Annotated in this window: 28 protein-coding genes and 1 tRNA gene; 11 read left to right on the top strand and 18 right to left on the bottom strand. The window is 62.8% G+C overall.

Features of this window, described 5'->3' with window-relative positions:
- Positions 1-8 precede the first annotated feature (8 nt).
- The 7 genes from X750_RS159505 to X750_RS159535 form a co-directional block, all read right to left on the bottom strand.
- Positions 9-407 carry a cytochrome C oxidase subunit IV family protein gene (locus X750_RS159505; protein WP_023667665.1) on the bottom strand — a complete coding sequence of 133 codons (399 nt, stop codon included), beginning with the start codon at positions 405-407 and terminating at the stop codon, positions 9-11.
- A 9-nt stretch (positions 408-416) separates the two neighbouring features.
- Positions 417-1139 (bottom strand): heme-copper oxidase subunit III family protein, encoded by a 723-nt coding sequence (locus tag X750_RS159510; protein WP_023667664.1) that lies wholly within the window; start codon positions 1137-1139, stop codon positions 417-419.
- Between the two features lie 13 nt (positions 1140-1152).
- A complete protein-coding gene (locus tag X750_RS159515; protein ID WP_023681632.1) occupies positions 1153-1857 on the bottom strand; it encodes a cytochrome c oxidase subunit 3 in 705 nt (234 codons plus the stop codon).
- Complete coding sequence (gene ctaD / locus X750_RS159520; protein WP_023705988.1) at positions 1854-3623, bottom strand: cytochrome c oxidase subunit I; 1770 nt, start codon at positions 3621-3623, stop codon at positions 1854-1856. The genes X750_RS159515 and ctaD overlap by 4 nt, the downstream gene beginning before the upstream one ends.
- Before the next feature lie 22 nt (positions 3624-3645).
- Positions 3646-4530 carry a cytochrome c oxidase subunit II gene (locus X750_RS159525; protein ID WP_023667661.1) on the bottom strand — a complete coding sequence of 295 codons (885 nt, stop codon included), beginning with the start codon at positions 4528-4530 and terminating at the stop codon, positions 3646-3648.
- A gap of 226 nt (positions 4531-4756) precedes the next feature.
- Positions 4757-5683 (bottom strand): DMT family transporter, encoded by a 927-nt coding sequence (locus X750_RS159530; protein ID WP_023705987.1) that lies wholly within the window; start codon positions 5681-5683, stop codon positions 4757-4759.
- Between the two features lie 132 nt (positions 5684-5815).
- Entirely contained in the window at positions 5816-6457 is a 642-nt protein-coding gene (locus X750_RS159535; RefSeq protein ID WP_031196341.1) for a glutathione S-transferase N-terminal domain-containing protein, read from the bottom strand.
- A gap of 160 nt (positions 6458-6617) precedes the next feature.
- Between X750_RS159535 and X750_RS159540 the strand changes: the two genes are divergently transcribed.
- Positions 6618-7532, top strand: a complete 915-nt coding sequence (locus X750_RS159540; RefSeq protein WP_023667658.1) for a LysR family transcriptional regulator — start codon at positions 6618-6620, stop codon at positions 7530-7532.
- A 25-nt stretch (positions 7533-7557) separates the two neighbouring features.
- Here the strand turns inward: X750_RS159540 and X750_RS25435 are convergent, their stop codons facing one another.
- The 4 genes from X750_RS25435 to map all read right to left on the bottom strand — a co-directional run bounded on the left by X750_RS25435 (position 7558) and on the right by map (position 10652).
- Positions 7558-8178: an isochorismatase family cysteine hydrolase gene (locus tag X750_RS25435; RefSeq protein ID WP_023705985.1), complete on the bottom strand. Its 621-nt coding sequence runs from the start codon at positions 8176-8178 to the stop codon at positions 7558-7560.
- 171 nt (positions 8179-8349) lie between these two features.
- Positions 8350-8748 (bottom strand): RidA family protein, encoded by a 399-nt coding sequence (locus X750_RS159545; protein ID WP_023705984.1) that lies wholly within the window; start codon positions 8746-8748, stop codon positions 8350-8352.
- Between the two features lie 189 nt (positions 8749-8937).
- Positions 8938-9705, bottom strand: coding sequence for a DNA repair protein RadC (gene radC / locus X750_RS159550; RefSeq protein WP_023741486.1), 768 nt, complete (start codon positions 9703-9705; stop codon positions 8938-8940).
- A 113-nt stretch (positions 9706-9818) separates the two neighbouring features.
- Complete coding sequence (gene map, locus X750_RS159555; RefSeq protein WP_023681623.1) at positions 9819-10652, bottom strand: type I methionyl aminopeptidase; 834 nt, start codon at positions 10650-10652, stop codon at positions 9819-9821.
- A gap of 279 nt (positions 10653-10931) precedes the next feature.
- On the opposite strand from map, the gene X750_RS159560 reads away from it, so the two are divergent.
- From X750_RS159560 to X750_RS159570, 3 genes are all read left to right on the top strand, one after another.
- Entirely contained in the window at positions 10932-11228 is a 297-nt protein-coding gene (locus X750_RS159560; protein WP_023688240.1) for a DUF982 domain-containing protein, read from the top strand.
- 146 nt (positions 11229-11374) lie between these two features.
- A complete protein-coding gene (locus X750_RS159565) occupies positions 11375-11650 on the top strand; it encodes a DUF6074 family protein (protein WP_023681621.1) in 276 nt (91 codons plus the stop codon).
- A gap of 332 nt (positions 11651-11982) precedes the next feature.
- Positions 11983-12651, top strand: a complete 669-nt coding sequence (locus X750_RS159570) for a DUF2161 family putative PD-(D/E)XK-type phosphodiesterase (protein WP_023705981.1) — start codon at positions 11983-11985, stop codon at positions 12649-12651.
- A gap of 145 nt (positions 12652-12796) precedes the next feature.
- On the opposite strand, the gene X750_RS159575 is transcribed toward X750_RS159570, so the two are convergent.
- From X750_RS159575 to phaC, 3 genes are all read right to left on the bottom strand, one after another.
- Positions 12797-12871: transfer RNA gene (locus tag X750_RS159575), tRNA-Glu, on the bottom strand.
- 324 nt (positions 12872-13195) lie between these two features.
- Entirely contained in the window at positions 13196-14317 is a 1122-nt protein-coding gene (locus X750_RS159580) for a YcbK family protein (protein WP_245261149.1), read from the bottom strand.
- 360 nt (positions 14318-14677) lie between these two features.
- Complete coding sequence (phaC, locus tag X750_RS159585) at positions 14678-16513, bottom strand: class I poly(R)-hydroxyalkanoic acid synthase (protein ID WP_023741485.1); 1836 nt, start codon at positions 16511-16513, stop codon at positions 14678-14680.
- A 97-nt stretch (positions 16514-16610) separates the two neighbouring features.
- Here phaC and X750_RS159590 point away from each other — a divergent pair, with 97 nt between their 5' ends.
- From X750_RS159590 to recJ, 4 genes are all read left to right on the top strand, one after another.
- Positions 16611-17021: a hypothetical protein gene (locus X750_RS159590; protein ID WP_023746754.1), complete on the top strand. Its 411-nt coding sequence runs from the start codon at positions 16611-16613 to the stop codon at positions 17019-17021.
- Between the two features lie 90 nt (positions 17022-17111).
- Positions 17112-18329: an LL-diaminopimelate aminotransferase gene (locus X750_RS159595; RefSeq protein ID WP_023746753.1), complete on the top strand. Its 1218-nt coding sequence runs from the start codon at positions 17112-17114 to the stop codon at positions 18327-18329.
- Between the two features lie 50 nt (positions 18330-18379).
- Positions 18380-19693 carry a homoserine dehydrogenase gene (locus X750_RS159600; RefSeq protein WP_023695460.1) on the top strand — a complete coding sequence of 438 codons (1314 nt, stop codon included), beginning with the start codon at positions 18380-18382 and terminating at the stop codon, positions 19691-19693.
- Positions 19694-19942: 249 nt separating this feature from the next.
- The gene (gene recJ, locus X750_RS159605) at positions 19943-21727 is read left to right on the top strand and encodes a single-stranded-DNA-specific exonuclease RecJ (protein WP_023746752.1); all 1785 of its coding nucleotides are present in this window, start codon (positions 19943-19945) and stop codon (positions 21725-21727) included.
- 15 nt (positions 21728-21742) lie between these two features.
- On the opposite strand, the gene X750_RS159610 is transcribed toward recJ, so the two are convergent.
- From X750_RS159610 to folE, 3 genes are all read right to left on the bottom strand, one after another.
- Positions 21743-22714: a patatin family protein gene (locus tag X750_RS159610; protein ID WP_023667624.1), complete on the bottom strand. Its 972-nt coding sequence runs from the start codon at positions 22712-22714 to the stop codon at positions 21743-21745.
- An 84-nt stretch (positions 22715-22798) separates the two neighbouring features.
- Positions 22799-23257, bottom strand: coding sequence for a phosphoribosyl-AMP cyclohydrolase (gene hisI, locus X750_RS159615; protein ID WP_023695458.1), 459 nt, complete (start codon positions 23255-23257; stop codon positions 22799-22801).
- 35 nt (positions 23258-23292) lie between these two features.
- The gene (gene folE / locus X750_RS159620) at positions 23293-23928 is read right to left on the bottom strand and encodes a GTP cyclohydrolase I FolE (RefSeq protein WP_023667622.1); all 636 of its coding nucleotides are present in this window, start codon (positions 23926-23928) and stop codon (positions 23293-23295) included.
- Positions 23929-24169: 241 nt separating this feature from the next.
- On the opposite strand from folE, the gene X750_RS159625 reads away from it, so the two are divergent.
- On the top strand, positions 24170-24616 hold the full coding sequence (locus X750_RS159625) for an iron-sulfur cluster assembly scaffold protein (protein ID WP_023707147.1): 447 nt from the start codon (positions 24170-24172) through the stop codon (positions 24614-24616).
- 87 nt (positions 24617-24703) lie between these two features.
- On the opposite strand, the gene X750_RS159630 is transcribed toward X750_RS159625, so the two are convergent.
- A complete protein-coding gene (locus X750_RS159630) occupies positions 24704-25621 on the bottom strand; it encodes a LysR substrate-binding domain-containing protein (protein ID WP_023746751.1) in 918 nt (305 codons plus the stop codon).
- A gap of 93 nt (positions 25622-25714) precedes the next feature.
- Between X750_RS159630 and X750_RS1000000166310 the strand changes: the two genes are divergently transcribed.
- A complete protein-coding gene (locus tag X750_RS1000000166310; RefSeq protein WP_023667618.1) occupies positions 25715-25873 on the top strand; it encodes a hypothetical protein in 159 nt (52 codons plus the stop codon).
- A gap of 124 nt (positions 25874-25997) precedes the next feature.
- The gene (gene yidD / locus X750_RS159635) at positions 25998-26366 is read left to right on the top strand and encodes a membrane protein insertion efficiency factor YidD (protein ID WP_023695455.1); all 369 of its coding nucleotides are present in this window, start codon (positions 25998-26000) and stop codon (positions 26364-26366) included.
- Positions 26367-26418 lie beyond the last annotated feature (52 nt).

The raw sequence follows: 26418 nt of genomic DNA, 5'->3' as shown, positions 1-26418 counted from the left end.
ACTGTGCGTCAGGGCCCCGGTCCGAAGAAGGACAACCGGGTGAGAAGCGTGTAGTCCGCTTCGAAGAGCATCATCGCCACGAACACCAATATCAGAAGTGGCGGCAGGATGATCGCATAGGTCAGCGCCAGCCGCTCCCAGGCCATGTGCATGAACACGGCGACGATCAGCCCGGCCTTGAGGATCATGAAGATCAGGATCAGAGACCATCTGAGATAGCCGTGGATGCCGAGATAATCGACCATGTAGGAGCAGGCGCTGAGGATGAACAGCCATGCCCAGACCACCAGATAGAGCTTGATCGGATGTTCCTGATGAACCTCCGCGACGCCGGTCGATGGCCCTTCATGCGCATGATCAGAGTGCAGCGCGTGTTGCCCGAGGCCGTTTGCGGTTGCTTCAGCCATGTCAGCCTCTCACCAAAGATAGAAGAATGCGAAAATGAACACCCAGACCAGGTCAACGAAATGCCAGTAGAGCCCCATGATTTCGACGTTCTCGTAGCGACCCCTGCGGCTGGTGAAGAAGCCGGGACGACCGACGTCGTAGTCTCCACGCCAGACCTTTCGCGCCACGATGATGAGGAAGATCACCCCGATCGTCACATGCGTGCCGTGGAAGCCGGTGATCATGAAGAAAGTCGAGCCGAATTGTGCCGCGCCCCAGGGATTGCCCCACGGCCGTACCCCTTCGGTGATCAACTTGGTCCATTCGAAGGCTTGCATGCCGACGAAGGTGGCTCCTAGCGCTGCCGTCAGAAGCATGAGGATTGCGGTTTTGCGGCGGTCGCGGCGATAGCCAAAATTGACCGCCATGGCCATCGTTCCGCTGCTCGATATCAGCACGAAGGTCATGATGGCAATCAGGATCAGTGGAATGTCCGAACCGCCGATGCGAAGCGCAAAGACCTCGCTCGGATTGGGCCACGGCACACGTGTGGAGACGCGCGCGGTCATGTAGGAGAGCAGGAAGCAGCCGAAGATGAAGGTGTCGCTGAGCAGGAAGATCCACATCATGGCCTTGCCCCAGGACACGTTCTTGAACGCGCGCTGATCCGAGGACCAGTCGGCGGCGATGCCTTGCCAGCCTGCGGGCCGCGTCTCCGTTTGGCCGGTATGCGTCAGTGTCGTTTCTGCCATGCTCCTCGACCTCCTAGGTCAGCAACTGCCGGCAAATATCGATGAACGTCGCGGCCCAGCCGGCTAAAAGAGCGAAGATGGCGAGCCAGACGAAAAGCAGGAAATGCCAGTACATGGCGCATAATTCGACGCTGAGGCGAAGCCGTTCCGGCCGTGCCCCGTTCCAGGCGCCGGCGGTTGTCCTGCCCAGGCCCACCAGCCCTCCCACGATATGCAGGCCGTGCATCCCGGTTATCAGGTAGAAAAAACTGTTGGCCGGATTGGAGGCCAGAAAATAGCCATCGGCGGTCAGGTCCCGCCATGCCATGAGCTGCCCGATGAGGAAGGCGATCGCGGTGAGCCCAGCCGCAGCAAGGCCGAGCCTGACCGTGTCCATCTGGCGCTTGCGCGCCGCGATCGAGGCGCATTGCAGCGCGATGCTGCTCAGCACCAGCATGCCGGTGTTGAGCCAGAGCAGGCGTGGGATGGGTAGCGGCTGCCAGTCCGACAGCGCCATACGCATGAAGTAGGCGCTGGTGAACAGCGCAAACAGGCAGCCGACCACGGCGAGGAAGACACCGAGGCCAATCTTGGCCGTCGGCAGGCTCGATCGGTCGAAGGCGACAAAATCTCCTGCCACACCTTGCTCGAGCCATGGTTTCGCCATCAGCCGCTGATGCGAGAGCCACCAGCCGGCAAAGCCGGCGATCACGAGAAGGAAGACCAGGATGACGCTCATGCCGGCTCCCTGGAGGGGCCGAACGTGCCCGGCATGTTTTGCGGAATGAAGTCCTCCTTGGCGCCCGGCACGCTGTAGTCATAGGCCCAGCGATAGACGATCGGCAGATCCTTGCCGAAATTGCCATGCGCCGGTGGCGTCTGCGGCGTTTGCCATTCGAGTGTCGTGGCCCGCCATGGATTGCCACCGGCCTCGCGCCCATGGCGGATGCTCCAGATAAGATTGAACAGGAAAACGATCTGGGCGAAGCCGACGATAAACGCCATGATGCTGATGAACGAGTTCAGGTGATGCGCCGACTCCGTCATGACCGTCACGTCGGTCAGTTCGGCATAGCGCCGCGGCACGCCCATCAGGCCGATGTAATGCATGGGAAAGAAGATCAGGTAGGCGCCGAGGAATGTGACCCAGAAATGGAACCGGCCGAGCGTCTCGTTCAGCATCCGGCCGGTGACCTTCGGGTACCAGTGGTAGATCGCGCCGAAGATGACGACGATCGGAGCAACACCCATGACCATATGGAAGTGAGCGACGACGAACATCGTGTCCGACAGCGGGACGTCGACGACGACGTTGCCGAGAAACAGCCCGGTCAACCCGCCATTGACGAAGGTGACGATGAAAGCCATGGCAAACAGCATCGGTATGGTGAGATGGATGTCGCCCCGCCACAGCGTCAGCACCCAATTGTAGACCTTGATCGCCGTCGGGATGGCGATGATCAGTGTCGTGGTGGCGAAGAAGAAGCCGAAATAGGGGTGCATGCCGCTGACATACATGTGGTGCGCCCAGACCACGAAGCTCAGCGCGCCGATGCCAACGATGGCCCAGACCATCATCCGGTAGCCAAAAATGTTCTTGCGCGCATGCGTGCTGATCAGATCGGAGACGATGCCGAAGGCCGGCAGCGCCACGATGTAGACTTCCGGGTGGCCGAAGAACCAGAACAGATGCTGGAACAGGATCGGGCTGCCGCCATTGTGCTGTAGCTGTTCCCCCATCTCGACAACCGCGGGCATGAAGAAGGAGGTTCCAAGCGCGCGGTCAAGCAGCATCATCACGCAGGCGACGAACAGCGCCGGAAAGGCGAGCAGCGCCATGATGGTGGCGGTGAAGATGCCCCAGACGGTCAGCGGCAGGCGCATCATCGTCATGCCGCGCGTGCGGGCCTGCAGCACCGTCACGACATAGTTCAGTCCGCCCATGGTGAAGCCGATGATGAACAGGATCAGCGAGACGAGCATCAGGATGATGCCCCATTCCTGGCCGCCAGGTGTGCCGGTCATGATGGCTTGCGGCGGATAGAGCGTCCAGCCGGCGCCGGTCGGTCCGCCGGGCGCAAAGAAGCTCGACACCAGAACCAGCACGGCAAGGAGGTAGATCCAGTAGCTCAGCATGTTGACATAGGGAAAGACCATGTCGCGGGCGCCGACCATCAGCGGGATCAGGTAGTTGCCGAAGCCGCCGAGGAAGAGTGCCGTGAGCAGGTAGATCACCATGATCATGCCGTGCATGGTGATGAACTGGTAGTAGGCCTCGGGGGTGATGAAATCGAACGTGCCGGGGAAGCCGAGCTGCAGCCGCATCAGCCAGGACAGCACCAGCGCGACCAGGCCGATGGCCGTTGCGGTCGCCGAATACTGGATGGCGATGACCTTGGCGTCCTGCGAGAAGACATACTTCGTCCACCAGCTGTGCGGATGGTAAAGCTCCATTTCCGCGACTTCGGCGGGCGGAACGGCATCTGCAGGCGTGATATCGACCATAGGCGGAGCACCTCCGTGCCCTTCAGCGGGACCCGACAGTTTCGAGTTTTGCCGCAACTTCTAGAGCTGACGCCGTCGCGTTGCCCGGCGCCTGTTCCACCGAGCCCGTCTGCTGCGGCGCCGACAACTGCGCGAACGTCTGCTGCTGGTCGAGCCAGGCCACATAGTCCTGCTCGGTATCGACCATGACGATGCCATGCATCATCGGGTGCCCCTGGCCGCACAGTTCGGCGCACAGAACCTGGAAGGTCCCGGTCTTGGTGGGGGTGAACCAGAAATAGGTGACCGAGCCCGGTATCATGTCCATCTTGGCGCGGAATTCCGGAACGTAGAAATCGTGCAACACATCGATCGAGCGCAGCAGCATCTTGACCGGCTTGCCGACCGGCAGATGCAGGTCGGCCGCTTCGACCACGACGTCGTCCTGGCCGCTGGGATCCTTGGCGATCACGCCCAGCGGATTTTCAGCGGTGACGTCGCGGGTGTCGGATGTGCCGAGTTTGCCGTCCTTGCCGGGCAAGCGGAAGCTCCACTGCCATTGCTGGCCGACGACTTCGACCACGGTTGCGTCGCTTGGAACGTTGACGAACCGGCTCCAGACAAACAGGCCGGGAACCAGCATGGCGGTAACACCCACTCCGGTGACGATCGTCAGCCACCATTCGAGCCGCTTGTTCTCCGGTTCGTAGGCCGCCTGGTTGCCTTCGCGGTGACGGAAGCGGAAAACGCAATAGGCCATGAATAGGACGACTGCGGCGAAGACGACGCCGGTAATCCAAAAGGTGATGATGATGGTGTTGTCGATATAGTCCCAATTCGAGGCAATCGGAGTCCACCACCATGGGCTCAGGAAGTGGAACAACACCGAGCCCACGACGATCAAAACGAGTACAACCACTATGGGCATGTCCCGTTCCTCCCGGTATTTCAGGGGGCGCGAAGCCGTCCCGGGAAAATACCAAGTGCATCATGCGTGATTTGCGATCGAAATTCTAGAGCCGGTTGTGGAAGGAGCGAAAAATTGCTTCTGCGGCGCCCGGACCTTGCTTCGTTGGTGACGCCGGAGCGACACCTGACCCCAAATCAGGGAGGGCAGGGGCTGGTTTGATTCGGCTTGCCTTGTTCCAGCGGGATCAAAGCGCCTTGATGATGATGCAGCCGGCCAAAAGCAGCACGACGCCGGCGAGCCGCATGCCGGAGACAAGCCGCTGCGGCAGGCGGAACCAGCCGAAGGTGTCGACGAAGATGCCGGCGACCTGCTGGCCGGCCACCGTCAGGCTGACGGCAGCTGCCGCTCCGATGACGGGGATGGCGGTGAACACGGTCGTGACATAGGTGGCGCCGGCAAAACCTCCGAGCCAGCCCCACCAGGGCATCGACGACAGGCCGGCGAGGCGAGGGCGGGGCGTCTTCGTCAGGGCAAGCGCGATCAGAAGCACCGCGGCCATGGCCAGCATCGCCACCAGGAACGAGATGGTGCCGACCGCAAACGGCGCGCCGCCAAGGTCGTGCCGAAGCAAGGCGTTTACAGCGCCTTGCACTGGAAGCACGGCGCCTGCCAGCAGCGCCAGTCCGATCCACCCTGGTCTTGAGGATGCGGTATTGTCGGCCGCGCCCTTCTGTCCCAGAACGATGAGGGCAGCCCCGGCAAGCAAGACGAGCATGCCGAAGGCAGGCCCGGCTCGCAGTCCGGCTTCGGGGATCCCGAGCCAGCCGAACGTGTCGAGGGCGAAGGATGCAAGCATCTGCCCAGCGATGAAGAGCCCGACGGACACGACGGCGCCAAGGCGAGGGAACAGAAGAATGGTCGAAACGACGTAGAAGGCCGAAGCCATGCCGCCGATCGCATGCCACCATTCGGCTTGCCGAACGGCAAGCAGAGCCGGTGTCGTTCCGGTGAGGGCCGTGATCGACAACAGCACGATGGCGCCGACCGCGAGCTGAAGCGTGGTCGCGGCAAAGGGTGAGCCGACCGCCTTTGAAAGTTGGGCGTTGGCGCCAGCCTGCACTGCGAGCAGGCCACCGGCGACAAGCGCCAGAGGGATGAAGAGGATTTCCACGATCGTATTCCTTGAATGCGGGGTGCGGCGGCTAGGGCATGATCCCAAAAAGTGGGTGCCGGTTTTTGGAAAAGATCATGCTCCAACAAAGGGTTAGGTCATGATGAGATTTCAACCAAATCTCATCATGATCTAAGCGGCCGCTGACGCTTCCGGCAGGGCGGGAACAGCGATCCCTCTGACAACTGCGGAGCGGCGGCCGATGGCCGCATACCAGCGCGCCAGGTTTGGTGTGTCATCGAGGCTGAGGCCGAGCTTGCTGACGGCCGCGTTGATCCATGGCCATGTCATCACATCGGCGATGCCGTAGCTTTTGCCGACAATGTGCTCATGGTGCTTTAGCCGGCTATCGAGAACGCGGAAGACACGTCCGGTTTCGCGCTCAAAACACTCGATCACGTAAGGGATTTTTGCCGGCGCGAAGATTTTGTAATTCCACAATTGGCCAAGCGTCGGGCCGACATGGGCCGCCTGGAACAAGGTCCAGGTCAGCGTATCGTCCGCCTCCTGCGCGCCCACCGGCTGAAGCTTGCCCGACCGTCGCGCCAGGTAGTGTAGGATGGCGCCGGATTCGAAGACCGTGCGGCCGGCGTCCCGGTCGACGATCACCGGGATCTTGTTGTTGGGATTGAGCGCCAGGAAATCAGGCTTGGTCTGGTCGCCCCTTTCGATGTCGACCAAGCGGACCGAGTAGGGCAGGCAGACCTCTTCCAGCATGATCGAGGCCTTGTGCCCGTTGGGTGTCTGGCAGGTGTAGAGTTCTATCGGCGTCATGGCTCTTCTCCGCGACTGTTTCTTTTGTCGTCGGACTCCATATGGCGTGCGTGCATGCGCAGATCGACATGCCGATTCGCCCGCTTGCTCTGCGTTTTTGCACAGCGAAGCGTCATTTTGGCTCGCAGAGCGCAGCGCTTTCTTTTATCTTTCTGCAAGAATGCACAGCTCACGCGATATCGACTGGGAAGATCTGCGCATGGTGCTGGCCGTCGCCGATGGCGCTTCGCTGGCGGCGGCGGCTCGGATCCTGGGCGTGAACCACACGACTGTGCTGCGGCGCGTCAACGCCTTCGAGGCGCGGCTGGGTATCCGCCTTTTCGATCGGCTGCCGACTGGCTATGCCCTCACCGCGGGCGGCGAGGAACTGCTGGGCGCGGCACGCACAATGGCCGAGACGGTCAATGAACTGGCGCGCAAACTGTCGGGGCAGGATCTCAGGTTCGAAGGCAGGTTGCGGGTCACCACCACCGACACGCTGATGGCGTCGGTGCTGCCGCCGATCCTGGCGGCGTTTCATAAGCTCCATCCCGGCATACGGGTCGAGGCGATGACGCAGAATTCCATCGCCAACCTGACGCAAAGGGATGCAGACGTGGCGATCAGGCCGGTGTCGCAACCGCAGGAAATCCTGGTCGGCCGGCGCATTTCGGGCGTCGCCTTCGCCGCCTACGCGACACGTTCCTACGCCGAAACGCTACCCCCGGAGCCGAGATTGGGTGCGCTGCGCTGGATCGCGCCCGACGACAGCCTAGCCAACACCGGCGTCGCCCGCTGGATGCGGTCGTCGCTGCCCGATGTCGAGATCGCCATGCGCGCCGATTCCCTGGTGACGATGTCGCATGCGGCGGGCGCCGGTATCGGGGTTGCGGCGCTGCCCTGTTATCTCGGCGACAGCCTGCCCGGGCTTGTAAGGGTCGGAGGGCTGATCGAGGAGATTGGCTCGGCGCTGTGGGTGCTGGTGCACGACGATTTGCGCCGCACGGCGCGCGTCCACGCCTTCACCAAATTCGTCTCCGGCGAATTGCAGCAGCGGCGCGACCTTCTTGAGGGCAGGCTCGGCGCCGGAGCTTGAGACGCACGCCAGCTGACGCGCGGGCTCAGCTCCGCAACAAGCTCCCAAGCTCTGCGACGGTCATCACGCGCCCGAACACCTTGCCTATGATGTCGAGGGTTGCATTGTGCGATGGCTCGTCCAGTCCGCCATTGGCGTCGCTGATGAAAGCCACCTTGTAGTCGCGCATGAAGGCGCTCCGCGCGGTGGATTCGCAGCAGATGCTGGTCACGGTGCCGATGATGATCACCGTGTCGACCCGGCCTGCGCCACGGATGTTGCGCAACACCGTCTCGATCTGCGTGTTGTGGAAGGCGTCGTAGCGGTGCTTCTTGATGACGACATCGCCGGGCAGGGGCGCAAGCGCGGCGACGATTTCGGCGCCGGCGCTGCCTTCCCGCATTCCTTTGGTTTTCAGCTTCGGCTGGTAGCTGGTTTCCAGCGGCGAGATATCGAAATGGTCGCTGAGCACATGCTGGGTGTAGATCACCGGGACGCCTTGCGCGCGGCAAAGCTCGACCACCTGCCGCATCGCCGGAATGCGATGGCGGGCCATGGCCACTTCCATGACGGCGCCCTCATCGACGAAGTCGCTTTGCATGTCGATGACCAGGAGGGCTGCGCGTTGCTTGTCGAACGGCCATGGTTCGTCGCCGGGCTGGGGCATTGCGTGTTTCCTGTTTCCGACGTTGATCAGGTGAGCAGCAGGCTCTTAATCGAGACATCGCAATTCCTGCCGATGACGATGTGATCGTGGATGGATGGAGAGATCAAGGTCGTGGCGATCTCGCAGCGAGTTCCGGGATTGGTTTCGCGACTTGACGCGTCCTCGCTTGGCCTACGGGTCGATGACCGCGATCGCATCGATCTCTATCAGGTAGCCGGGAGACATCACTGCTATCCCGACCACCACGTTTGCTGGTTTGTGATCGCCGAACAGCTCGATCTGGGCCGCTTCGATGATGGGCACGTGTTCGTCGCGTTTGTAATCGACGATGTAGATCGTGATCTTGCAGACTTGCTCGGGCCGAGCGCCGGCGGCAGCAAGCGCTCGGCCAAGATTTCCGAACGTCAGGCGCGCCTGGACTGCGAAATCACCGTGGCCAACGAGCTTGCCGTGTATGTCTTCTGGCTGCTGGCCCGAGACGAACACCAGCTTGCTTCCTGTCGCAACGACGACCTGGGAGTACATTTCCGGAATCGGCAGATCATTTGGATTTATGCATTCGAGCGTCATTGAATAGATCTCCTGCAATGGCTGTGGCTGCTTCGCATTCGCGGGTCTACCACATTGTCGCCGAAGCGGGCGCTTCCGTCGCAATATCACTTCGACACCGCAAGCGTGGGCGTTTGAGCCAAGCCGGAATGTTGCTGATTGGCTCGCGAGCGGTGGCGTTTGGGATGACGGCACCGGCGCCCATCAGGCTCAGATCAGCAGCAGGCCCTTCATCGAGGCGTTGCCTTTCTTGCCGATGATGATGTGGTCGTGGACGGCGATGCCGAGCGGCTTGGCGCTGTCGATGATCTGCTTGGTCATTTCGATGTCCGCACGCGATGGTGTCGGATCGCCGGAAGGGTGGTTATGCACCAGGATGACGGCGCTGGCCGACAGTTCCAGCGCGCGCTTGATCACTTCGCGCGGATAGACCGGCGTGTGGTCCACGGTGCCGACCTGCTGTACCTCGTCGGCGATCAGCACGTTCTTCTTGTCGAGGAACAGGATGCGGAAATGTTCGCGGTTCTCGAACGCCATCGCCGAGCGGCAGTACGCAAGAAGCTGCGTCCAGTTGGACAGCACCTCGCGGTCGCGAACCTCGGTCCGCGCCATGCGCTGCGCGGCAGCGGCAATCACCTTCAGGTCGACCGCCACGGCGGGGCCGATGCCCTTCACCTCCTGCAGCAGCGCCACCGGTGCGCCAAGCACTTCGCCAAAAGTGTCGAAGCGCGCCAAAAGCGCCTTGGCGATCGGCTTGGTGTCGACGCGCGGGATCAGGCGAAACAGCAGCAGTTCGAGAAGTTCGTAGTCGGGCAGGGCGTCCGCGCCGCCGGCAACGAAGCGCTCGCGCAATCGGTCGCGATGGCCGTGATAGTGTGGCTTCTCCGTCGATTTGTCTCTTGGTGCCTTGTCCTTCGCCGGTGGTTCGAGCCACCGCTCGGAGAAGAACCCCCGTTCGTCGTCACCGCTGTTCCCCATCCATCCCCCACACTCCCCGAAGGCTTCGACGGCAGATTAGAGCGGTAAGCAGCGCGCGGTCGAGTTTTTTCGGCGACGGCGCCTCAAAGCTGCGGCTTGAGGCGATCTTGTTTTCAGCTGACCGGCGGCAGGCCGGGGCGGTCGAGCTTGTTTGGCGACAGGGTGAAAATCTCGCAGCCAGTTTCGGTGACGCCGATCGTGTGTTCGTACTGCGCCGACAGCGAGCGGTCGCGCGTCACCGCCGTCCAGCCGTCCGACAGCACTTTCACATGCGGCCGGCCAAGATTGATCATGGGCTCGATGGTGAAGATCATGCCCGGCCGCATCTCGACGCCTTCCGAGGCGGTGCCATAGTGCAGGATGTTGGGTGCGTCGTGGAACAGCTGGCCAACGCCGTGGCCGCAGAAATCGCGCACCACCGAGCAGCGCTCGGCCTCGGCATAGGTCTGGATGGCGGCGCCGATGGCGCCGGTGCGGGCGCCAGGCCGGACCGCCGCGATGCCGCGCATCAGGCACTCGTGGGTGACTTCGAGCAGGCGTTCGGCGGCGCGCTTGATGGTGCCGACGGGATACATGCGCGAGGAATCGCCGTGCCAGCCGTCGAGGATGTAGGTGACGTCGATGTTGACGATGTCGCCATCCTTCAACGGCTTGTTGTCTGGAATGCCGTGGCAGACGACGTGATTGATCGAGGTGCAGGACGATTTGGTGTAGCCGCGGTAGTTGAGCGTCGCCGGTAGCGCGCCTTGGTCCATGCCGAATTCGAAGACGAAACGGTCGATGGTCTCGGTGGTGACACCCGGCTGGACCATCGGCACCAGTTCATCAAGGCAGCGCGCGGTGAGATCGCAGGCCTTGCGCATGCCGGCAAATCCTTCTTCGCCGTAGAGGCGGATCTGGCCGGTGTTCCTGAGGGGTGCCGTGGCGGCGTCGAGATAGGTGACCATAGTGTCCGTTTGCCTGTAAGCGGGCGGCGCATATCAGCCCGTTAGAAAATTTCCCCAGATTTGGCACTGCAAGCCGCAAGGTTCAAGGAAGAACTGCCGGCAATGGACTGATACTGGCGATATTCCTGGCTTGCGCGGCCGCTCAGATGACATCCAGGTGCGCGATCTCCTCCGAATGCCGAGATCGCACTGACGACACATTTTCGCGCAAAAGCAGCCAAAGCAACTTTTGACGACGAACGGCGTTGCTGTGGTCGACGCCAGTTCGGGAGATATAGAATGGACAGATTGCAATTCGAGGTGCCGGTGCGCATCGCGCCCGCGCCCGGGCTGCCGGTAGAGGAAATATACAGCGTCGAACAGGCGCTGGATATCCTGCATGACTGGCCAAAGAAGCGACAGGGCAAGGTCTATGAAGCGGCGTTCAATGCCTGTTTCGGCGCCACGGTGGATGTGGTCAGGACTGAGGACGCATGGCGCGCCTTCATGGCGTTTTGCCGGGTCAGTGGCCTGCTGGCCAGGGACATGATGGTTACGGCCAAGCGCGCCGGCGAGGCGAGGGGCCTGAGGGTCTAGAGTTCTGCTTGGCCTGGAGGCCGGCCAACCGACTCGTTCCAATCGGCGCGGACTCCGCGGCGTTAAGGTTCCGTTTCCGACTTCACAGCTAGGCATGAGCGATAGAGCAGCGTCTGATTCGTTGCGTCGGTTTCATGGTGCAGAACATGTCCTCAGCCAATGTGCGTACCTTCCCGCTAGATCGGCAGACCGTGCTGGTGCGCGAGGTCGCCGCAAGGCTGGGCAGACTGCACGGCGACACGGCCACGTCGTTCTGGAAGGCCACGGCGCGCGAACTCCTCGACAAGGCGGTCGCGGCCGGCTGCGATGCGGCTTCGGCGGCCAACGATGTCCGTCGGTTTTTTGCCGCGGTCCAGGACGAGATGCATTTCAAGGCGGACGATGCCGCACCGGGGCAGCGCCGGACGCGCACCCGCCCCTAGCCTCAAAACACACGCGCTCATCATTGTGTGGCCAACCGTGGACCGGTCTTGGCGTCGACGGATCTCGGGTCCTACGCTGTCGATTGTGCCGTCCCAGCCACGGCGAGCGCCTTGTTGAACGCGAGACAGGCGATGAAATACTGGTCGCGCTCGGCCCTGGCGACGTCGGTCATCGCCAAGGAAATCGTCGAGCGCTATGGCGGGACTATCATGCCGGAGACCTGCCTGACGGATGGCTTTTGCAGATGGTGGGATCGACGCGGTTTAGCGCAAGGCGTCGGCCTCTCGGCCATCCCTGTGCCGACCCGATCCGAATCGGCTATGCCTGCGCGATGCAGGAAACGTCTCTCTACATCCCGGTGAAGCGGTTTCTCGAGAGCCTGGAGTTCACGGTCAAGGGCGAAGTCGGCCACTGCGATATCGTGGCGGTGCGCGACGGCGAGCCGCCTGTGCTGGTCATCTGCGAACTGAAATTGCAGTTCAACCTCGAACTGGTGCTGCAAGGTGTCGATCGCGCCGCGGCATGCGACGAAGTGTGGCTGGCGGCGCGCATGTCGGCGCGTGGCAAGGGCCGCGAGCACGACCGCCGTTTTCGCGCGCTGTGCCGGCGGCTCGGCTTCGGGCTTCTGGCTGTCAGCGGCAAGGGGGAGGTCGAATTGCTGCTCAGCCCGGCGGCTCTGCCGCCGCGCCGCGATCCGAAGCGCCGCTCCCGGCTGATGGAGGAACACCGGCGCCGGCGCGGCGATCCGGTGGTCGGCGGCGGTTCGCGCGCGCCGATCATGACCGCCTACCGGCAGGATGCGCTGGCCTGCGCCGCAGCCATGACCGACGGGCCGAAACGCCCGCGCGATCTGAAAGCGATTTCGCCACGCGCGCCCAGCATCCTCTTGGACAATGTCTATGGCTGGTTCGCCAGGGCCGAGCGCGGCGTCTACGCGCTGACCGAGGGTGGCCACGCGGCGTTACAGCGCTGGCCGCAGGTAGCGCACGACCAAGGGTGAGTGCCGGAGATTGCCGCGAGCAGGCGCCGAGGGAAACCTCGGCACGGCAGCCGCTGTTCGCCGTTTCAACCGATTCGCCGCGCCACCGTTCCAGCCGCTGCTAGTTCGGCGGCTGCCGCGAGGCTTCTTGTTTTCCTGAAAGATCTGGTACGCCCAAGGGGAATCGAACCCCTGTTACCGCCGTGAAAGGGCGGTGTCCTAACCGCTAGACGATGGGCGCGCTCAGACGAAGCGGCTTATAATTGCGTTGTTGCCAACCGGCAACCCATCAGCCGCCAGATGCGGAAACTTTTTTCAAGAGGGGCGAAAACGGCCAGTTTGGTGAGCCAGCGCAGGTTTTCTGGCCTCGCGTCGTTGCACATCTTTGGACGAACGCGCCGCGCAGTCGTCATCCTCGCGTCTGCGCTGCGTCGCTGCGCTCCTTGCTTCGCCATAGGATGACGAAGTCGCGGGTGCCTCGGCTAATCTCGAACGTCGCTGATAGGTAATCGGAAAAAACGGCGGGCTGCTAACAGCCCCTCGGCCCGTTTGCCGAATGGGGATGCTACCCCCGCCGGCGGCAGCGCCAATTCCAGTCGCGCTCGGGGCCGACGTCGACGTGAACGGATTCGGTATGGCAGTAGGTGCCGACGCCGCCGCGGCCGGGCATGGTTCGGATGTAGCTCGCCAGTTCCCATTTGGAGACGCCGGGAACCTGGATGTCGGCGGCGGCGCAATACATGTGCAGCGAATTCTTGGCGCCGTTGGCGCGCCGGTTGCGGGCCGGGTCGCGGTAGCCTGATGTGACCATCATCTTGCGGCCGTAATGGCCTTCGATGGTCTTCAGCACACGCACCAGCGACGGCTTCAGGCAGGCGACGTCGACGCTCTCGTTTTGCTTCAACAGGCCATTGGGCGCCAGCCGGGCGAGGCCGGCGGCGGAGGCCACCTGATAGGCGCCGCCCGAACCCTCGTCCTCGTTCAGGTCGACGTCGCTTTCGTCGTCGAGGCCGGATTTGCGCTTGATCTCGAACAGCGCCGTCTGGCGCACGCCGGGCAAGGCATCGCTGCCGGTGATGTGGTTGCTCTCGTTGCCAAGCGAGGCAAGCTGCAAGGGCTTGTCGGCGGAATTGGCTGACGCTAGCGTGATGATCGGCTTTGCCGGGACGGCCTTCTGGGAAGCAACCGCAGGCTGTTCGCCCGAGCGCGAGTTGACCAGCGGAGCAGGTGCCGCGGAGGCTGGCGTGGTGCTGAACAGTGAGGCCAGGAAGCCCTTCTTCGGCGTGTCGATCTGCTGGGGCGCGGCGGTCACGTAGACCTCGTTGGTCGCGGGTGCCGCTGCCGTCGCTTTCGGTGCGGTCACGCCGGCATCGGCGGCGGCGATCTTCTGCGCCACGGCGTCCGTTGCGGCCGCGGTCTGTGCTGACTGCTGCAGCGACTGCGGCGTCTGGCCGACAATGGTTTCGGAGCCGGCGGGAACATTGACCGGGAAGCCGGTGCCGGGCTTGGCCACCGGCACATAGGCGACCTGCTCGGGCAGTGTCGCATCGCCCGCTGCCGTCATCATCATCTGCGGCCCGGTGGATGTGACCTGCACGGTCGAATCGCCCGGCGCCGCAGGGCTGGCGCCGGAAGCCGCGGAGATGTCAGAAGCGGTCGCGTTGTAGCCAGGCATGCCGACGGACATTGTGGGGTCGCCAGCGGAGGTGCAGGACGCCAGAAGCACGGAGAAAAGCGCTGCCGCTATAGTGCGACCTTCTCTCCCCGCGAGACGCGATCCTACTGATTTCAAAACTAAATTCCCCCTCGGTGTCCGGTCGGCCTGCTATTGGTGCGGCGTCGAAACGTTCACATCCAATAACCTTGTGTTCCCAAACCGGAAACGAGACTTGTGTCAATTCTGCAAGCCTCTGAATTATTTGCTCGTTGGAGGCCAATTGAGGCTTCTTGAAGGTTGACGACACCATTTCGCCCCGTTTTGCCGGCCCGTCAACTCACCAGACATTACATTCCGTTACACACAGGCACCTGCAAAAGGTGCCGGCCCTTACACGCGCACCTTCACATAGGTGCCGGGGGCATCACCCAGGGTTTTCATATGCTTGCCCGGTTTGCGGGCCGGAACGAGGGTGTCGTCCTGGGTTTCGATCCAGTGCTGCCAGTGCGTCCACCAGGAGCCGGGATGCTCCACCGCCGAGGCGAGCCACTGGTCAAAATCGCCCGTCGGTTTGCCGCCGGTCCAGTACTGGTATTTCTTGGCTGCCGGCGGGTTGACGACACCGGCAATGTGGCCGGAACCAGCCATCACAAACTCGACGTCGCCGCCGAAATATTGCGAGCCGAGAAACACCGAAAGGGCCGGCGCGATGTGATCTTCCTTCGACGCCAGGTTGTAAACCGGGATGGTGACGTCGGCCAGCGACACAGTGCGGCCGGCGAGTTCCATCACGCCACGCGTCAGATTGTTCTCGAGATAACAGTTGCGCAGGTAGAAGGAGTGGTTTGCAGCCGCCATGCGGGTGGAATCGGCGTTCCAGTAGAGCAGGTCGAAGGGCAGGGGATCCTTCCCGCGCATGTAATTGTTGATGACATACGGCCAGATCAGGTCGCCCGAGCGCAGCATGTTGAAGGCGGTCGCCATCTTGGTGCCGTCGAGGTAGCCCTTTTCGTTCATCGATTTCTCGACCGCTGCCACCTGGTCCTCGTCGACGAAGACTTTCAGGTCGCCGGCATGGGTGAAGTCGACCTGCGTGGTGAAGAAGGTCGCCGATTTGATGCGGTTGTCGCCTTCCTGTGCCAGCAGTGCGAGTGCGGCCGCCAGCAGCGTGCCGCCGACGCAATAGCCGATGGCGTTGACCTCTTTCTCGCCGGTCGCCTTCTCGATCATGTCGAGGCCGTATTGCAGGCCTTCCCGTATGTAAGCTTCCCAGCCCTTGGCGCCGTGCCGCTCGTCGGGATTGATCCAGGAGATGACGAACACGGTATGGCCTTGCTCGATCGCCCAGCGGATGAAGGACTTTTGCGGGTTGAGATCGAGGATGTAGAACTTGTTGATCCAGGGCGGGCAGATCAGCAGCGGGCGCTTGAGCACCGTCTCCGTCGTCGGATCGTACTGGATGATTTCGGCGACATCGCTGCGGCCGACCACCTTGCCGGGAGATGTCGCGACGTTCTTGCCGATCTCGAAGGGCGAATAGTCAGCTTGTCTCAGCTTCAGGTCGCCCTTGCCGGCGGCGATGTCTTCGGCCAGCATCTTCATGCCGCGCACCAGGTTTTCGCCATTCGAGGCGACGGTTTCTCGAAACAGCTCCGGATTGGTCAGGATGAAGTTCGACGGCGAGATGGCATTGGACACCTGCTTGACGTAGAAGCTCGCCTTGTGGCGGGTGTGGTCGTCGAGGCCTTCGGCGTGCTCGACCAGGTCGGCCGCCCAGCGCGAGGTGACGAGATAGGCCTGTTTGAGGAAATCGAAGAAAGCGTTGCGACCCCATTCGGGGTCTTGAAAACGCTTGTCGCCGCGCTCGGGCTTGACCGCATCTTCGGGCGCCTCGGCATTCGGGCTAACCTTCTGGATGGCGTTGCCCCAGACCGTCATGTAGCCGGCGAACAGCCGCGTCTGCGCTTCCAGCGCGCGTTGCGGGTCGGCCAGCCAATATTCGCTGAGCTTGGAAAAGGTTTTGACCATGTCGACCACGGGTTCGGCGACATGATCGCGCACCTCGCCCTTTTCGCGCGGCTCGGCCCAGGCGGAGGCGGCTTTGCCGGCCTGCTCGACCATGCGCGCCATGTTCAACGCAAAGCGTTCCGGGTCTTTCACCAGATATTGCTCGACGGTCGAAGATTGATCATCTTCCGCTTTGCTCGAATCAGGTGTTTTGGACATGGCTCGCGGGGTTCCTCCCGAGGCGTTTTCTTGACATATTATCATGGGACATCTGACCGGGTCCAATGCGCTGTACCCCGGCTGCCAGGAAAACAATATGACGATTAACACCGGCAAGACCATTTTTTCGGGGGCAGGCCGCTTTTGCCGCGTCGCGGTTGCAATCGCCTGTCTGGCGCCAGGGCTGCTGGCGGCAAGTGGCTGCACGAGCGCCAACACCGGCAACGGGATGAATGTCGGCCTGACCCAGGGCGCGCAGGACACCGGCTCTTATCCCAATCTCAACATCCCACCGCAGGTGGCGGCAAAGCAACTCACCCCTGAGGAGACGCAGGCCAAGCTTGCCCAGTTGAAGGGCGAACAGCAGGGGCAAGCGGCCAAGGGCGGCGGCGGTGCCCCGTCCACCAGCCCGGCGGCGCTGAATTCGCTGGCGAAGAACCATGGCAAGGACACGCTGAAGCAGATCGAAGCCAAATGCGATCCCGCCCTCGACCCTACCTGCAAATAAGGCTATATCGCGCGCCGAAAGCGGTCTTTGCCAAGGGCGCCTAGCCAAGCCAACTGTGCTAAAGCCAATCTTAAATCGTCTGGAACTGACATGGAAGAATTTCACAAGGTCCGCCGGCTTCCGCCCTACGTGTTCGAGCAGGTCAACCGGCTGAAGGCCAGCGCCCGTTCGCGCGGCGCTGACATTATCGACCTTGGCATGGGCAATCCCGACCTGCCGACTCCGAAGGCGATCGTCGACAAATTGTGCGAAGTGGTGCGCGATCCGCGCACGCATCGCTATTCCTCCTCGCGCGGCATCCCAGGTCTGCGCCGCGCCCAGGCCGCCTATTATCAGCGCCGTTTCGGCGTGAAGCTCAATCCCGACACGCAGGTGGTGGCGACGCTCGGTTCGAAGGAAGGCTTCGCCAATATGGCGCAGGCGATCACCGCGCCGGGCGACGTGATCCTGTGCCCCAACCCGACCTATCCGATCCATGCTTTCGGCTTCATCATGTCGGGCGGCGTCATCCGTTCGCTGCAGGTCGAGCCGGATGACGGCTTCATCCCGGCGCTCGAGCGCGGTGTCCGTCATTCGATCCCGAAGCCACTGGCATTGATCCTCAACTATCCGTCGAACCCGACGGCGCTGGTCGCCTCGCTCGCTTTCTACAAGGACGTGGTCGCCTTCGCCAAGAAGAACGACATCATCATCCTGTCGGACCTTGCCTATTCGGAGATCTATTTCGACGGCAATCCGCCGCCTTCGGTGCTGCAAGTGCCGGGCGCCATCGATGTCTGCGTCGAGTTCACCTCGATGTCGAAGACCTTCTCCATGCCCGGCTGGCGCATGGGCTTTGCCGTCGGCAATGAGCGGCTGATCTCGGCGTTGACGCGGGTGAAGTCCTATCTCGACTACGGCGCCTTCACGCCGATCCAGGTGGCGGCGGCGCATGCGCTGAATGGCGACGGCGCCGACATCGCCGAAGTGCGCGAGGTCTATTTGAAGCGCCGCGACGTCATGGTCGACGCCTTCAGCCGCGCCGGCTGGACCATTCCGGCACCGGCTGCCTCGATGTTCGCCTGGGCGCCGATCCCGGAGCCGTTCAAGCATCTCGGCTCGCTTGAGTTTTCCAAGCTCCTGATCGAGCACGCCGACGTGGCGGTGGCGCCGGGCATCGGCTTTGGCGAGCATGGCGACGATCACGTCCGCATCGCGCTGGTCGAGAACGAGCACCGGATCCGGCAGGCGGCGCGCAACATCAAGCGCTTCCTGGCGTCCAGCGCCAAGCAGCCGAACAATGTGGTGCCGCTCGCCGCGCATCGCTAAAGTCGCCGCACATCTTATTCGAGTAGATTTTTTGAGGGGCGTCGCCGGGCATGGCTGAAGCGTTGCGTGTTGGAATTGCGGGTCTGGGTACGGTCGGCGCCTCGGTGGCGCGCGTGCTGCGCGACAAGGCAGCGGAGCTGACGCGCCAGTGCGGACGCGATGTCATCGTCACGACCGTTTCCGCGCGCGATCCCAAGCGCGACCGTGGCGTCGACCTCAGCGCCGCCAAATGGTTCGACGATCCGATCAAGATGGCGCAGGCCGCCGATATCGACGTCTTCGTCGAACTGATCGGCGGCGACGAAGGGGCAGCGCGCGCGTCGGTCAAGGCAGCACTTGAAGCCGGACGTCATGTCGTCACCGCCAACAAGGCGCTGTTGGCCAAGCACGGCGTGGCGCTTGCCGAAATCGCCGAGAAGAGGGGCGTGCTGCTCAACTACGAGGCGGCAGTTGCCGGCGGCATCCCGGTCATCAAGACGATGCGCGAGGCGATGGCCGGCAATTCGGTCACCCGCGTTTTCGGCATCCTCAACGGCACCTGCAACTACATCCTGACCCGCATGGAGGCCGAGGGCATCTCCTTCGACGAGTGCCTGAAGGACGCGCAACGGCTGGGCTACGCCGAAGCCGATCCGACTTTCGATATCGAGGGCCATGACACGGCGCATAAATTGTCGATCCTGACCAGCCTGGCCTTCGGCACCAGGATCGCCGCCAACGACATCTACATGGAAGGCATTTCCAATATCAGCCAGGCCGATATCCGCGCCGCGGGCGACCTTGGCTACCGGATAAAATTGCTCGGCGTCGCGCAGCGCACCGACAGCGGCATCGAACAGCGTGTGCACCCGACCATGGTGCCGACCGCGTCGGTGATCGCACAGGTGCATGGCGTGACCAATGCGGTGGCCATCGAAACCGACATTCTGGGCGAGCTGCTGCTCTCCGGCCCCGGCGCCGGCGGCAACGCCACCGCGTCCGCCGTGGTCGGCGATATCGCCGACATTGCCAAGAGCCGGCCGGGCTTCCAGCACGGTCCGGTGTTCGGCCTGCCGGCCAAGGAACTGCGGCCCTACAAGAAGGCGCAGATGCGCAGCCATGCCGGCGGCTATTTCATCCGACTGACCGTGCATGATCGCATCGGCGTCTTTGCCGCGATCGCCAAGCGCATGGCCGACAACGACATTTCGCTGGAATCGATCGTCCAGCATGCCGTCAGCGGTGAGACCGACGCGCAAAAGACGGTGATCCTGGTCACCCACGAGACGACGGAAGCAGCGGTGCGCAAGGCTGTCGACGGCATCACCAAGGACGGCCACCTCACAGACAAGCCGCAGGTTATCCGCATCGAGCGTGCGGGCTAGGCCAAGTCATTTTTCTCCTTTAACCGATTGATGCTGCTGCTGAAAAGTGGTTTCAGACGCCATAATGCTCTATCTCTTTGATTTGGAGCCGGATTGAGATTTCAGGTCGAACCCACCAATCATCATCGGGCTCTGGCGGAGGCGTGAGTCGCGAGATCAAGGCGTCACCAGGATGTGGAAAAGTTTTGAGACTTTCCTGTTTAGCCGTCGCATATTGCCGGAAATGACAATCTATAGATTACGCCTCCTATGACGGGCGACAAACGCTTCTTCCTCGATGTCAGGCAGTCGGCGACCGGTGTTTCCTGGGAACACCGGTTGAGCGAGCGGCAGGACATGACTGCGCTCGCCATAGCGCAGGGCCACGGCGTGCCCGACATTGTGGCGCGCGTGCTCGCCGGGCGCGGCGTGACCGCGGACCAGGCCGAGCGCTTCCTCGATCCGACGATCCGCAATCTGTTGCCGGATCCGGCTTCGCTGACCGACATGGGCAAGGCTGCGACCCGCATCGCCGAAGCGGTCATGGCCAAGGAGAAGGTGGCAATCTTCGGCGACTACGATGTCGACGGCGCCGCCTCTTCGGCGTTGCTCAAACGCTTCCTGACGCATTTCTCGGTGCCTTCGGAGATCTACATTCCCGACCGCATCTTCGAGGGCTACGGCCCCAATCCGGAGGCTATGCGCGAACTGGTCTCGCGCGGCGCGACGCTGATCGTCACCGTCGATTGCGGCACCAACAGCGCTGTCTCCATCGATGCCGCCAAGGCCGCAGGCGCCGATGTGGTGGTGCTCGACCACCATCAGGTCGGCGGCCCGCTGCCGGAGGCGACCGCGGTCGTCAATCCCAATCGCGAGGACGACCTTTCCGGGCAAGGCCATCTGTGCGCCGCCGGTGTCGTCTTCCTCACTCTGGTGCAGACGGCGAGGGTCCTGCGCAGCCGATTGCCCGACGCAGCGCCACCGGACCTGTTGTCGTTGCTCGACTTGGCGGCGCTGGCCACGGTTTGCGATGTGGTGCCGCTCATCGGCGTGAACCGCGCTTTCGTCGTCAAGGGACTACAGATGGCGCGGCAGCAGAAGAATGAGGGGCTCGCCACACTGGCGCGGGTGTCCCGCATTGGTGAGCCGATAAGCACCTTTCATCTCGCCTATCTGATTGGGCCGCGCATCAATGCCGGCGGCCGCATCGGCGATGCAGCACTTGGCAGCCGGCTGCTCGCCACCGACGATCCGGTTGAGGCCAGGACCATTGCCGAGACACTCGACCGGCTCAACCAGGAACGCCAGCAGATGGAGCTGGAGATGCTGGCAGCGGCGCGCGCCGAGGCTGACGCCGAACTTGCCGGCGGCAACGGGCCGGCCATCATCGTCACCGCCAGCACCAATTGGCATCCCGGCATTGTCGGCTTGATCGCCTCGCGGCTGAAGGACCATGCGCGGCGGCCGGCCTTCGCCATCGCCTTCAACGCCAATGGCATCGGCACCGGATCCGGCCGTTCGGTGTCGGGCTTCGATCTCGGACGGCTGGTGCGCGCAGCCGCCGATGCCGGGCTGATCGTCAAGGGCGGCGGCCACGGCATGGCCGCCGGCATCACGGTGGAACGCGCCAAGCTCGGCGAACTCCGTGCTTTCTTCGAGGAGCGCGCGGCGGCCGAAGTGTTCCGGCTGCAGGACGAAGAAAGTCTGGCCGTCGACGGCGCGCTCGCCGCCGAGGGCGCGACGATTGCTTTGCTCGATGCACTGGAAAAGGCCGGGCCTTTCGGCGCCGGCCATGTCGCGCCGGTGTTCGCGCTGCCGCGCCATCGGCTGGCCGACGCGCGGGCCGTCGGCACCAACCACATCCGGGCCGATCTGCAGTCGGAAAGCGGCGGCCGCATCCAGGGCATCGCCTTTCGATCCGTCGATACCGCGCTGGGCGAATTCCTGTTCAAGAACAGGGGCAACACGATCCATGTAGCCGGCTCGCTGTCGGGGAATTATTGGAACGGCAACCGCACGGTGCAGTTCCGCATCACCGATGCAGCCAAAGCCTGACATTGCCGAATTGGTTTAAGCGAGAACCGTCTGCAGCCGCTTCAACTCGCTGATCTGCGCCATCGTCGCCTGGTAACCGACGCTGATCGCCTCATCCGCGCGGTGGAATTCGGTCAAGCCGATATGGCTGAGTTTCGGTTGCAGCGACATGTCGGGCGGATCGCCCGCCAGCCTTGCGCGTGAAATCCGGTCCTGGATGATGTTGAAAGCTTCGACCATGACGCCGGTGATGCCGAGACGGCTCTGGTGCGGCTGGTGGTCGGGGCTGGCCTGGCCTGGCCGGGGCGCGTCCTTCTCGATGAGCAGTTCGCCGGCGCTGTGCTTGATGACGGCGGCGCGGCCGAACAGATCGTAGTGAAGGTTGACCGCGACGACCAGCGGCTGCTCGTAGGCGCGGCAGACCGAAACCGGAACCGGGTTGACCAGCGCGCCGTCGACCAGAATGCGGCCGTTGCAATTCACCGGTTCGAACACGCCGGGCAGCGCATAGGAAGCCCGCATCGCGGTGATCAGCGAACCGCTGGACAGCCAGATCTCATGGCCGGTGCGAATTTCGGCGCCAACGGCGACGAAGGGTTTCGTCAGATCCTCGAAGCGGATGCCTGCCATGTGCTCGCGCAGCCTGACGTCCAGTTTCATGCCGCCGAACAGGCCGCTGCCGCGCAGATTGAGATCGAGCAGGCCGAAGATGCGCCGCTTGGTCAGGCTGCGGGCGAACTCCTCGAGTTCGTCCAGCTTGCCGGCGAGATAGCAGCCGCCAACCAGCGCGCCGATCGAGGTGCCGGCGATCATTGAGACTTCGATGCCGGCTTCGTCGAGCGCGCGCAGCACGCCAATGTGCGCCCAGCCGCGTGCGCAGCCGCCGCCCAGCGCGAGCGAAATGCCTGTCTTGCCCGCGGGTTGCGGGTCAGGCACGCCGCCGGACGATGAGGGGCCATTGGCCTCCCGCACGTCCGGTCTGCTACGCAATGACGCCCACTCGAGCATCATGATCTCCCTTGTCCCGCGTCCGTTCTACAGGAAGGACGTTTGAGAATAGTGAATATGAGTGGTTTGCGACTGTTGAATGGTTCACGCGGGCTTCCGATAGGTTTTTTCCGCATCGAACAGCGGCGTGCTGCCATCGTCGGCAAGCGTTGCCTTGCCGCCGATTAGCCCCACCGTCCGATAAAAACATGAACGCCGGCCGGTGTGACAAGTTGCGTCGTGGCCCAACACTTTGACGCGCAACCATATGGCGTCCTGGTCACAATCCGTGAGCATCTCGACGACGGTCTGAAAATTGCCTGATGTTTCGCCCTTCTTCCACAGCGTGCTGCGCGAGCGCGACCAGTAGTGCGCGATGCCGGTTTCGAGCGTCAGCGCCAGCGCCTCGGCATTCATATGCGCGACCATCAGCAGCATACCGTCAGCGGCGTCGGTGACGACGACGGTGACCAGCCCGGCAGCATCGAAACGCGGGGAAAACACCGCGCCTTCTTCGAGGGCCTTCTTGTCTGATGGAGCCTTGGGAAATGTTAGTGCCGACATCGCCGGTCCTTGATCTAGCGATGCCGGCGAGGGGCTTACGCCCCGAGGCCGCGCACCATGGTGACGAAACGGACCTGTTCCTCGGGCGTGTCCTTGAACACGCCGGTGAAGGTCGAGGTCAGCGTGGTGGAGCCCTGCTTGCGGATGCCGCGCATGGCCATGCACATATGCTCAGCCTCGATCATGACGGCGACACCGCGCGGATTGAGCACGTCCTGGATGACGCCGGCGATCTGTGCGGTCATGGCCTCCTGAGTCTGCAGGCGATGGGCGAAGATATCGACCACACGGGCAATCTTGGACAGGCCGACGACCTTGCCGTCCGGGAGGTAGCCGACATGCGCCTTGCCGATGATCGGCACCATGTGGTGCTCGCAATGCGAGTGGAACTGGATATCCCTGACGATGACGAGATCGTCATAGCCGGCGACTTCCTCGAAGGTGCGGCCGAGCTCTTCGGCCGGGCACATGTCATAGCCGTTGAACATTTCGAGAAAGGCCTTGGTGACGCGCTTGGGCGTGTCGATCAGGCCCTCGCGGTCCGGATTGTCGCCGGTCCAGCGCAACAGCGTGCGCACGGCGGCCTCGACCTCGGCTTCGCTCGGCCTGTCGGTGACCGGCTTGTCCAGATAGTCGGAAGGGGGCATTATTTTCTTGATGACGGCATCCATAAAGGCGTCTCCCGTAGTTCCTCTCTCAGGAGGAACGAGTTGAACGGACCACGACCTTTCGGGTGCTGAAAACTCGCCCGGTTTCCAGCCCGCAAGCGGCGTGAACGAAATGGGCAAGGACGATGGCTTTGCGTTGCCTTGTCGATACCCGACTGCCAGCATTATATATGGTCGTGCGCAGCGAATGAAAGACGCCACAGCGGCAATCGCTGTTCGCTTGGCGGCGACGGATTGGAAAAATATGATTGACGACGTCTACAATGCGAAAATTCTGGGTTTTGCCGGAAACATCGCCCGCATAGGCCGGCTCGATCATCCGGATGCGAGTGCCAAGGCTCATTCCAAATTGTGCGGCTCGACGGTAACCGTCGACCTCAAGATGGACAATGGCGTCGTCACCGATTTCGCTCATGACGTGAAGGCCTGCGCCCTCGGCCAAGCCTCGTCCTCGATCATGGCTCAACATGTCATCGGCGCCAGCGCCGACGAATTGCGGGCGGTGCGCGACACCATGCTGAAGATGCTCAAGGAAAACGGCGCGCCGCCGCAAGGCCGCTTTGCCGATCTGAGATATCTGGAGCCGGTGCGCGACTACAAGGCGCGCCATGCCTCGACCATGCTGACCTTCGATGCGGTCGTCGATGCCATCGGTCAAATCGAGAAGAAACGCGCAGAAGAAGCAGCGTGATGTTGGTACATGACGGCTCCTCCAACAGCCGGTGAATTGTCAAAATTGGGCGCTGAACACGTCGAGGAGCTTCTCACGTAACCGGGCTCATGCCTTGGTTTGCTGCGCCCGTCTGCTTTCGGCAAATTCGCTTCTCACCCAGTCGGCGAAGGCCTTGGCCGGCTCCGCCAGGTCCTTCAAACTCCTGGCGACCAGCCAGTAGGCGCCCGATGCGACATCAATGTCGAACGGCTTGATCAGCGCGCCGGATGCAATCTCCTCGCCGATCTGCAATAGGTCTCCGAGCGCAACGCCGTGGCCGAGCAGGGCCGCCTGCTTCGACAGCGACACATCCGCCAGCATCGGGCCGCGCGCCGGAATGGCGTCGGCAGCGACGCCGGCGGCCTCGAACCAGCGCGCCCAGCCCTGGCGGTTTTCCTCGTGCAGCAGCGTGTAGCGGGCAAGGTCGAGCGGCTTTTCGAGGGTAGGGCCTGATGCCAGCAATGCCGGCGACAGGACCGGCGAATCGACGGTCGAGGCGAGCCATTCGGCCTCGCTGCGCGGCCATGAGGTGGCGCGCGCGCTGAAGCGCAGGGCGAGTTCAGGCTGATCGCTGCGGAACTCGATCGGCCTTGGGTCGACCTCGAGGGAAACGTCGATATCAGGCCGCAACTGGCTGAACCGGTTGAGCCGCGGCAACAGCCACACAGAGGCCAGCGACGGCTCGACGCTGACGCGAACCACCGACTGTGCCGGGGCCGCCACCAGGTCCGAAAGCAGCCTGTCGATGTCGTCGAAACTCCTGACCAACTGATCGAGCAGGCGCTGGCCGGCCTCGGTCAGCTCGACGCGGCGGTGATGACGGCGGAACAAGGGCTGGTGCAGGAACTGCTCGAGTTCGCGGATCTGCCGGCTGATGGCGGCCTGCGAGACGAACAGCTCCTCGGCGGCCCGGCTAAAGCTCAATTGCCGGCCGGCTGCCTCGAAACTTCGCAAGGCCGTCAGTGGCAGCCGTCCGCGCTTCATTCGCATAACCCAGAGTTATCCGAAACGGAAATTATACTCGTTTGAAGGCGAAGGCCAGTGGGCGTCTAATCCGCTCTTAGAGGAGACACGGACATGATCCAGTTTCTGGAAATCTTTGGCGATGTGATGCGGATCGCGACGTTTCAATGGCGTGGCGACAGGCAGCATCATGTGCAGCGCACCGAGCAAAGGCCGGCCACCCGCTGGGCGGCTCCAGCGGAGCGGCATCCCTTTCGCCGCTCGCGACCCTGAAGCCGACAAAGAGGCGAGTGAGTGAAGAGGATTGCGTTTGCCGGCCGAAGCTCACATCTATCGGTTTGGAAACGCAAGCTGACCCGGAAGCCGGTTTCGGGGTCGCGTTCGGAAAGAGACTGCGGTGGGCGACCAGCATCGGCATGTGCATGCCGCCGGACAGACCCGGCGCGGGCGCAACTGGCCCGGTCCCTGGCGCAAAACACCCGGCCGCATTTTCGGCACGTCGCTGGTGCGCTTGTACCAGCTGACGCTGTCCGGCTTTGTCGGCAATTCCTGCCGGCATCTGCCGACCTGTTCCGAATACGCGCATGAGGCAATCGCCCGCCATGGCCTGTGGGCCGGCGGCTGGATGGGGCTTTTTCGCGTGCTGCGCTGCGGGCCGTTCGGAACGCATGGTGTCGACCGCGTGCCGGAGGTGCTCGCTCCGAGCTACGTCTGGTTCACGCCATGGCGTTATTGGCAGATCGGCAGGAAGCGCGGCGAGGCCTGACGGCGGACGCGCTGGGTCCCTGATATAGATCGCCAGGGCGGCATTTCTTTAC

Source organism: Mesorhizobium sp. LNJC391B00 (assembly GCF_000502535.1).
GTDB lineage: Bacteria > Pseudomonadota > Alphaproteobacteria > Rhizobiales > Rhizobiaceae > Mesorhizobium.
Note: the sequence above shows the minus strand (reverse complement) of the source record. Positions and strands in the feature narration are given on the sequence as shown.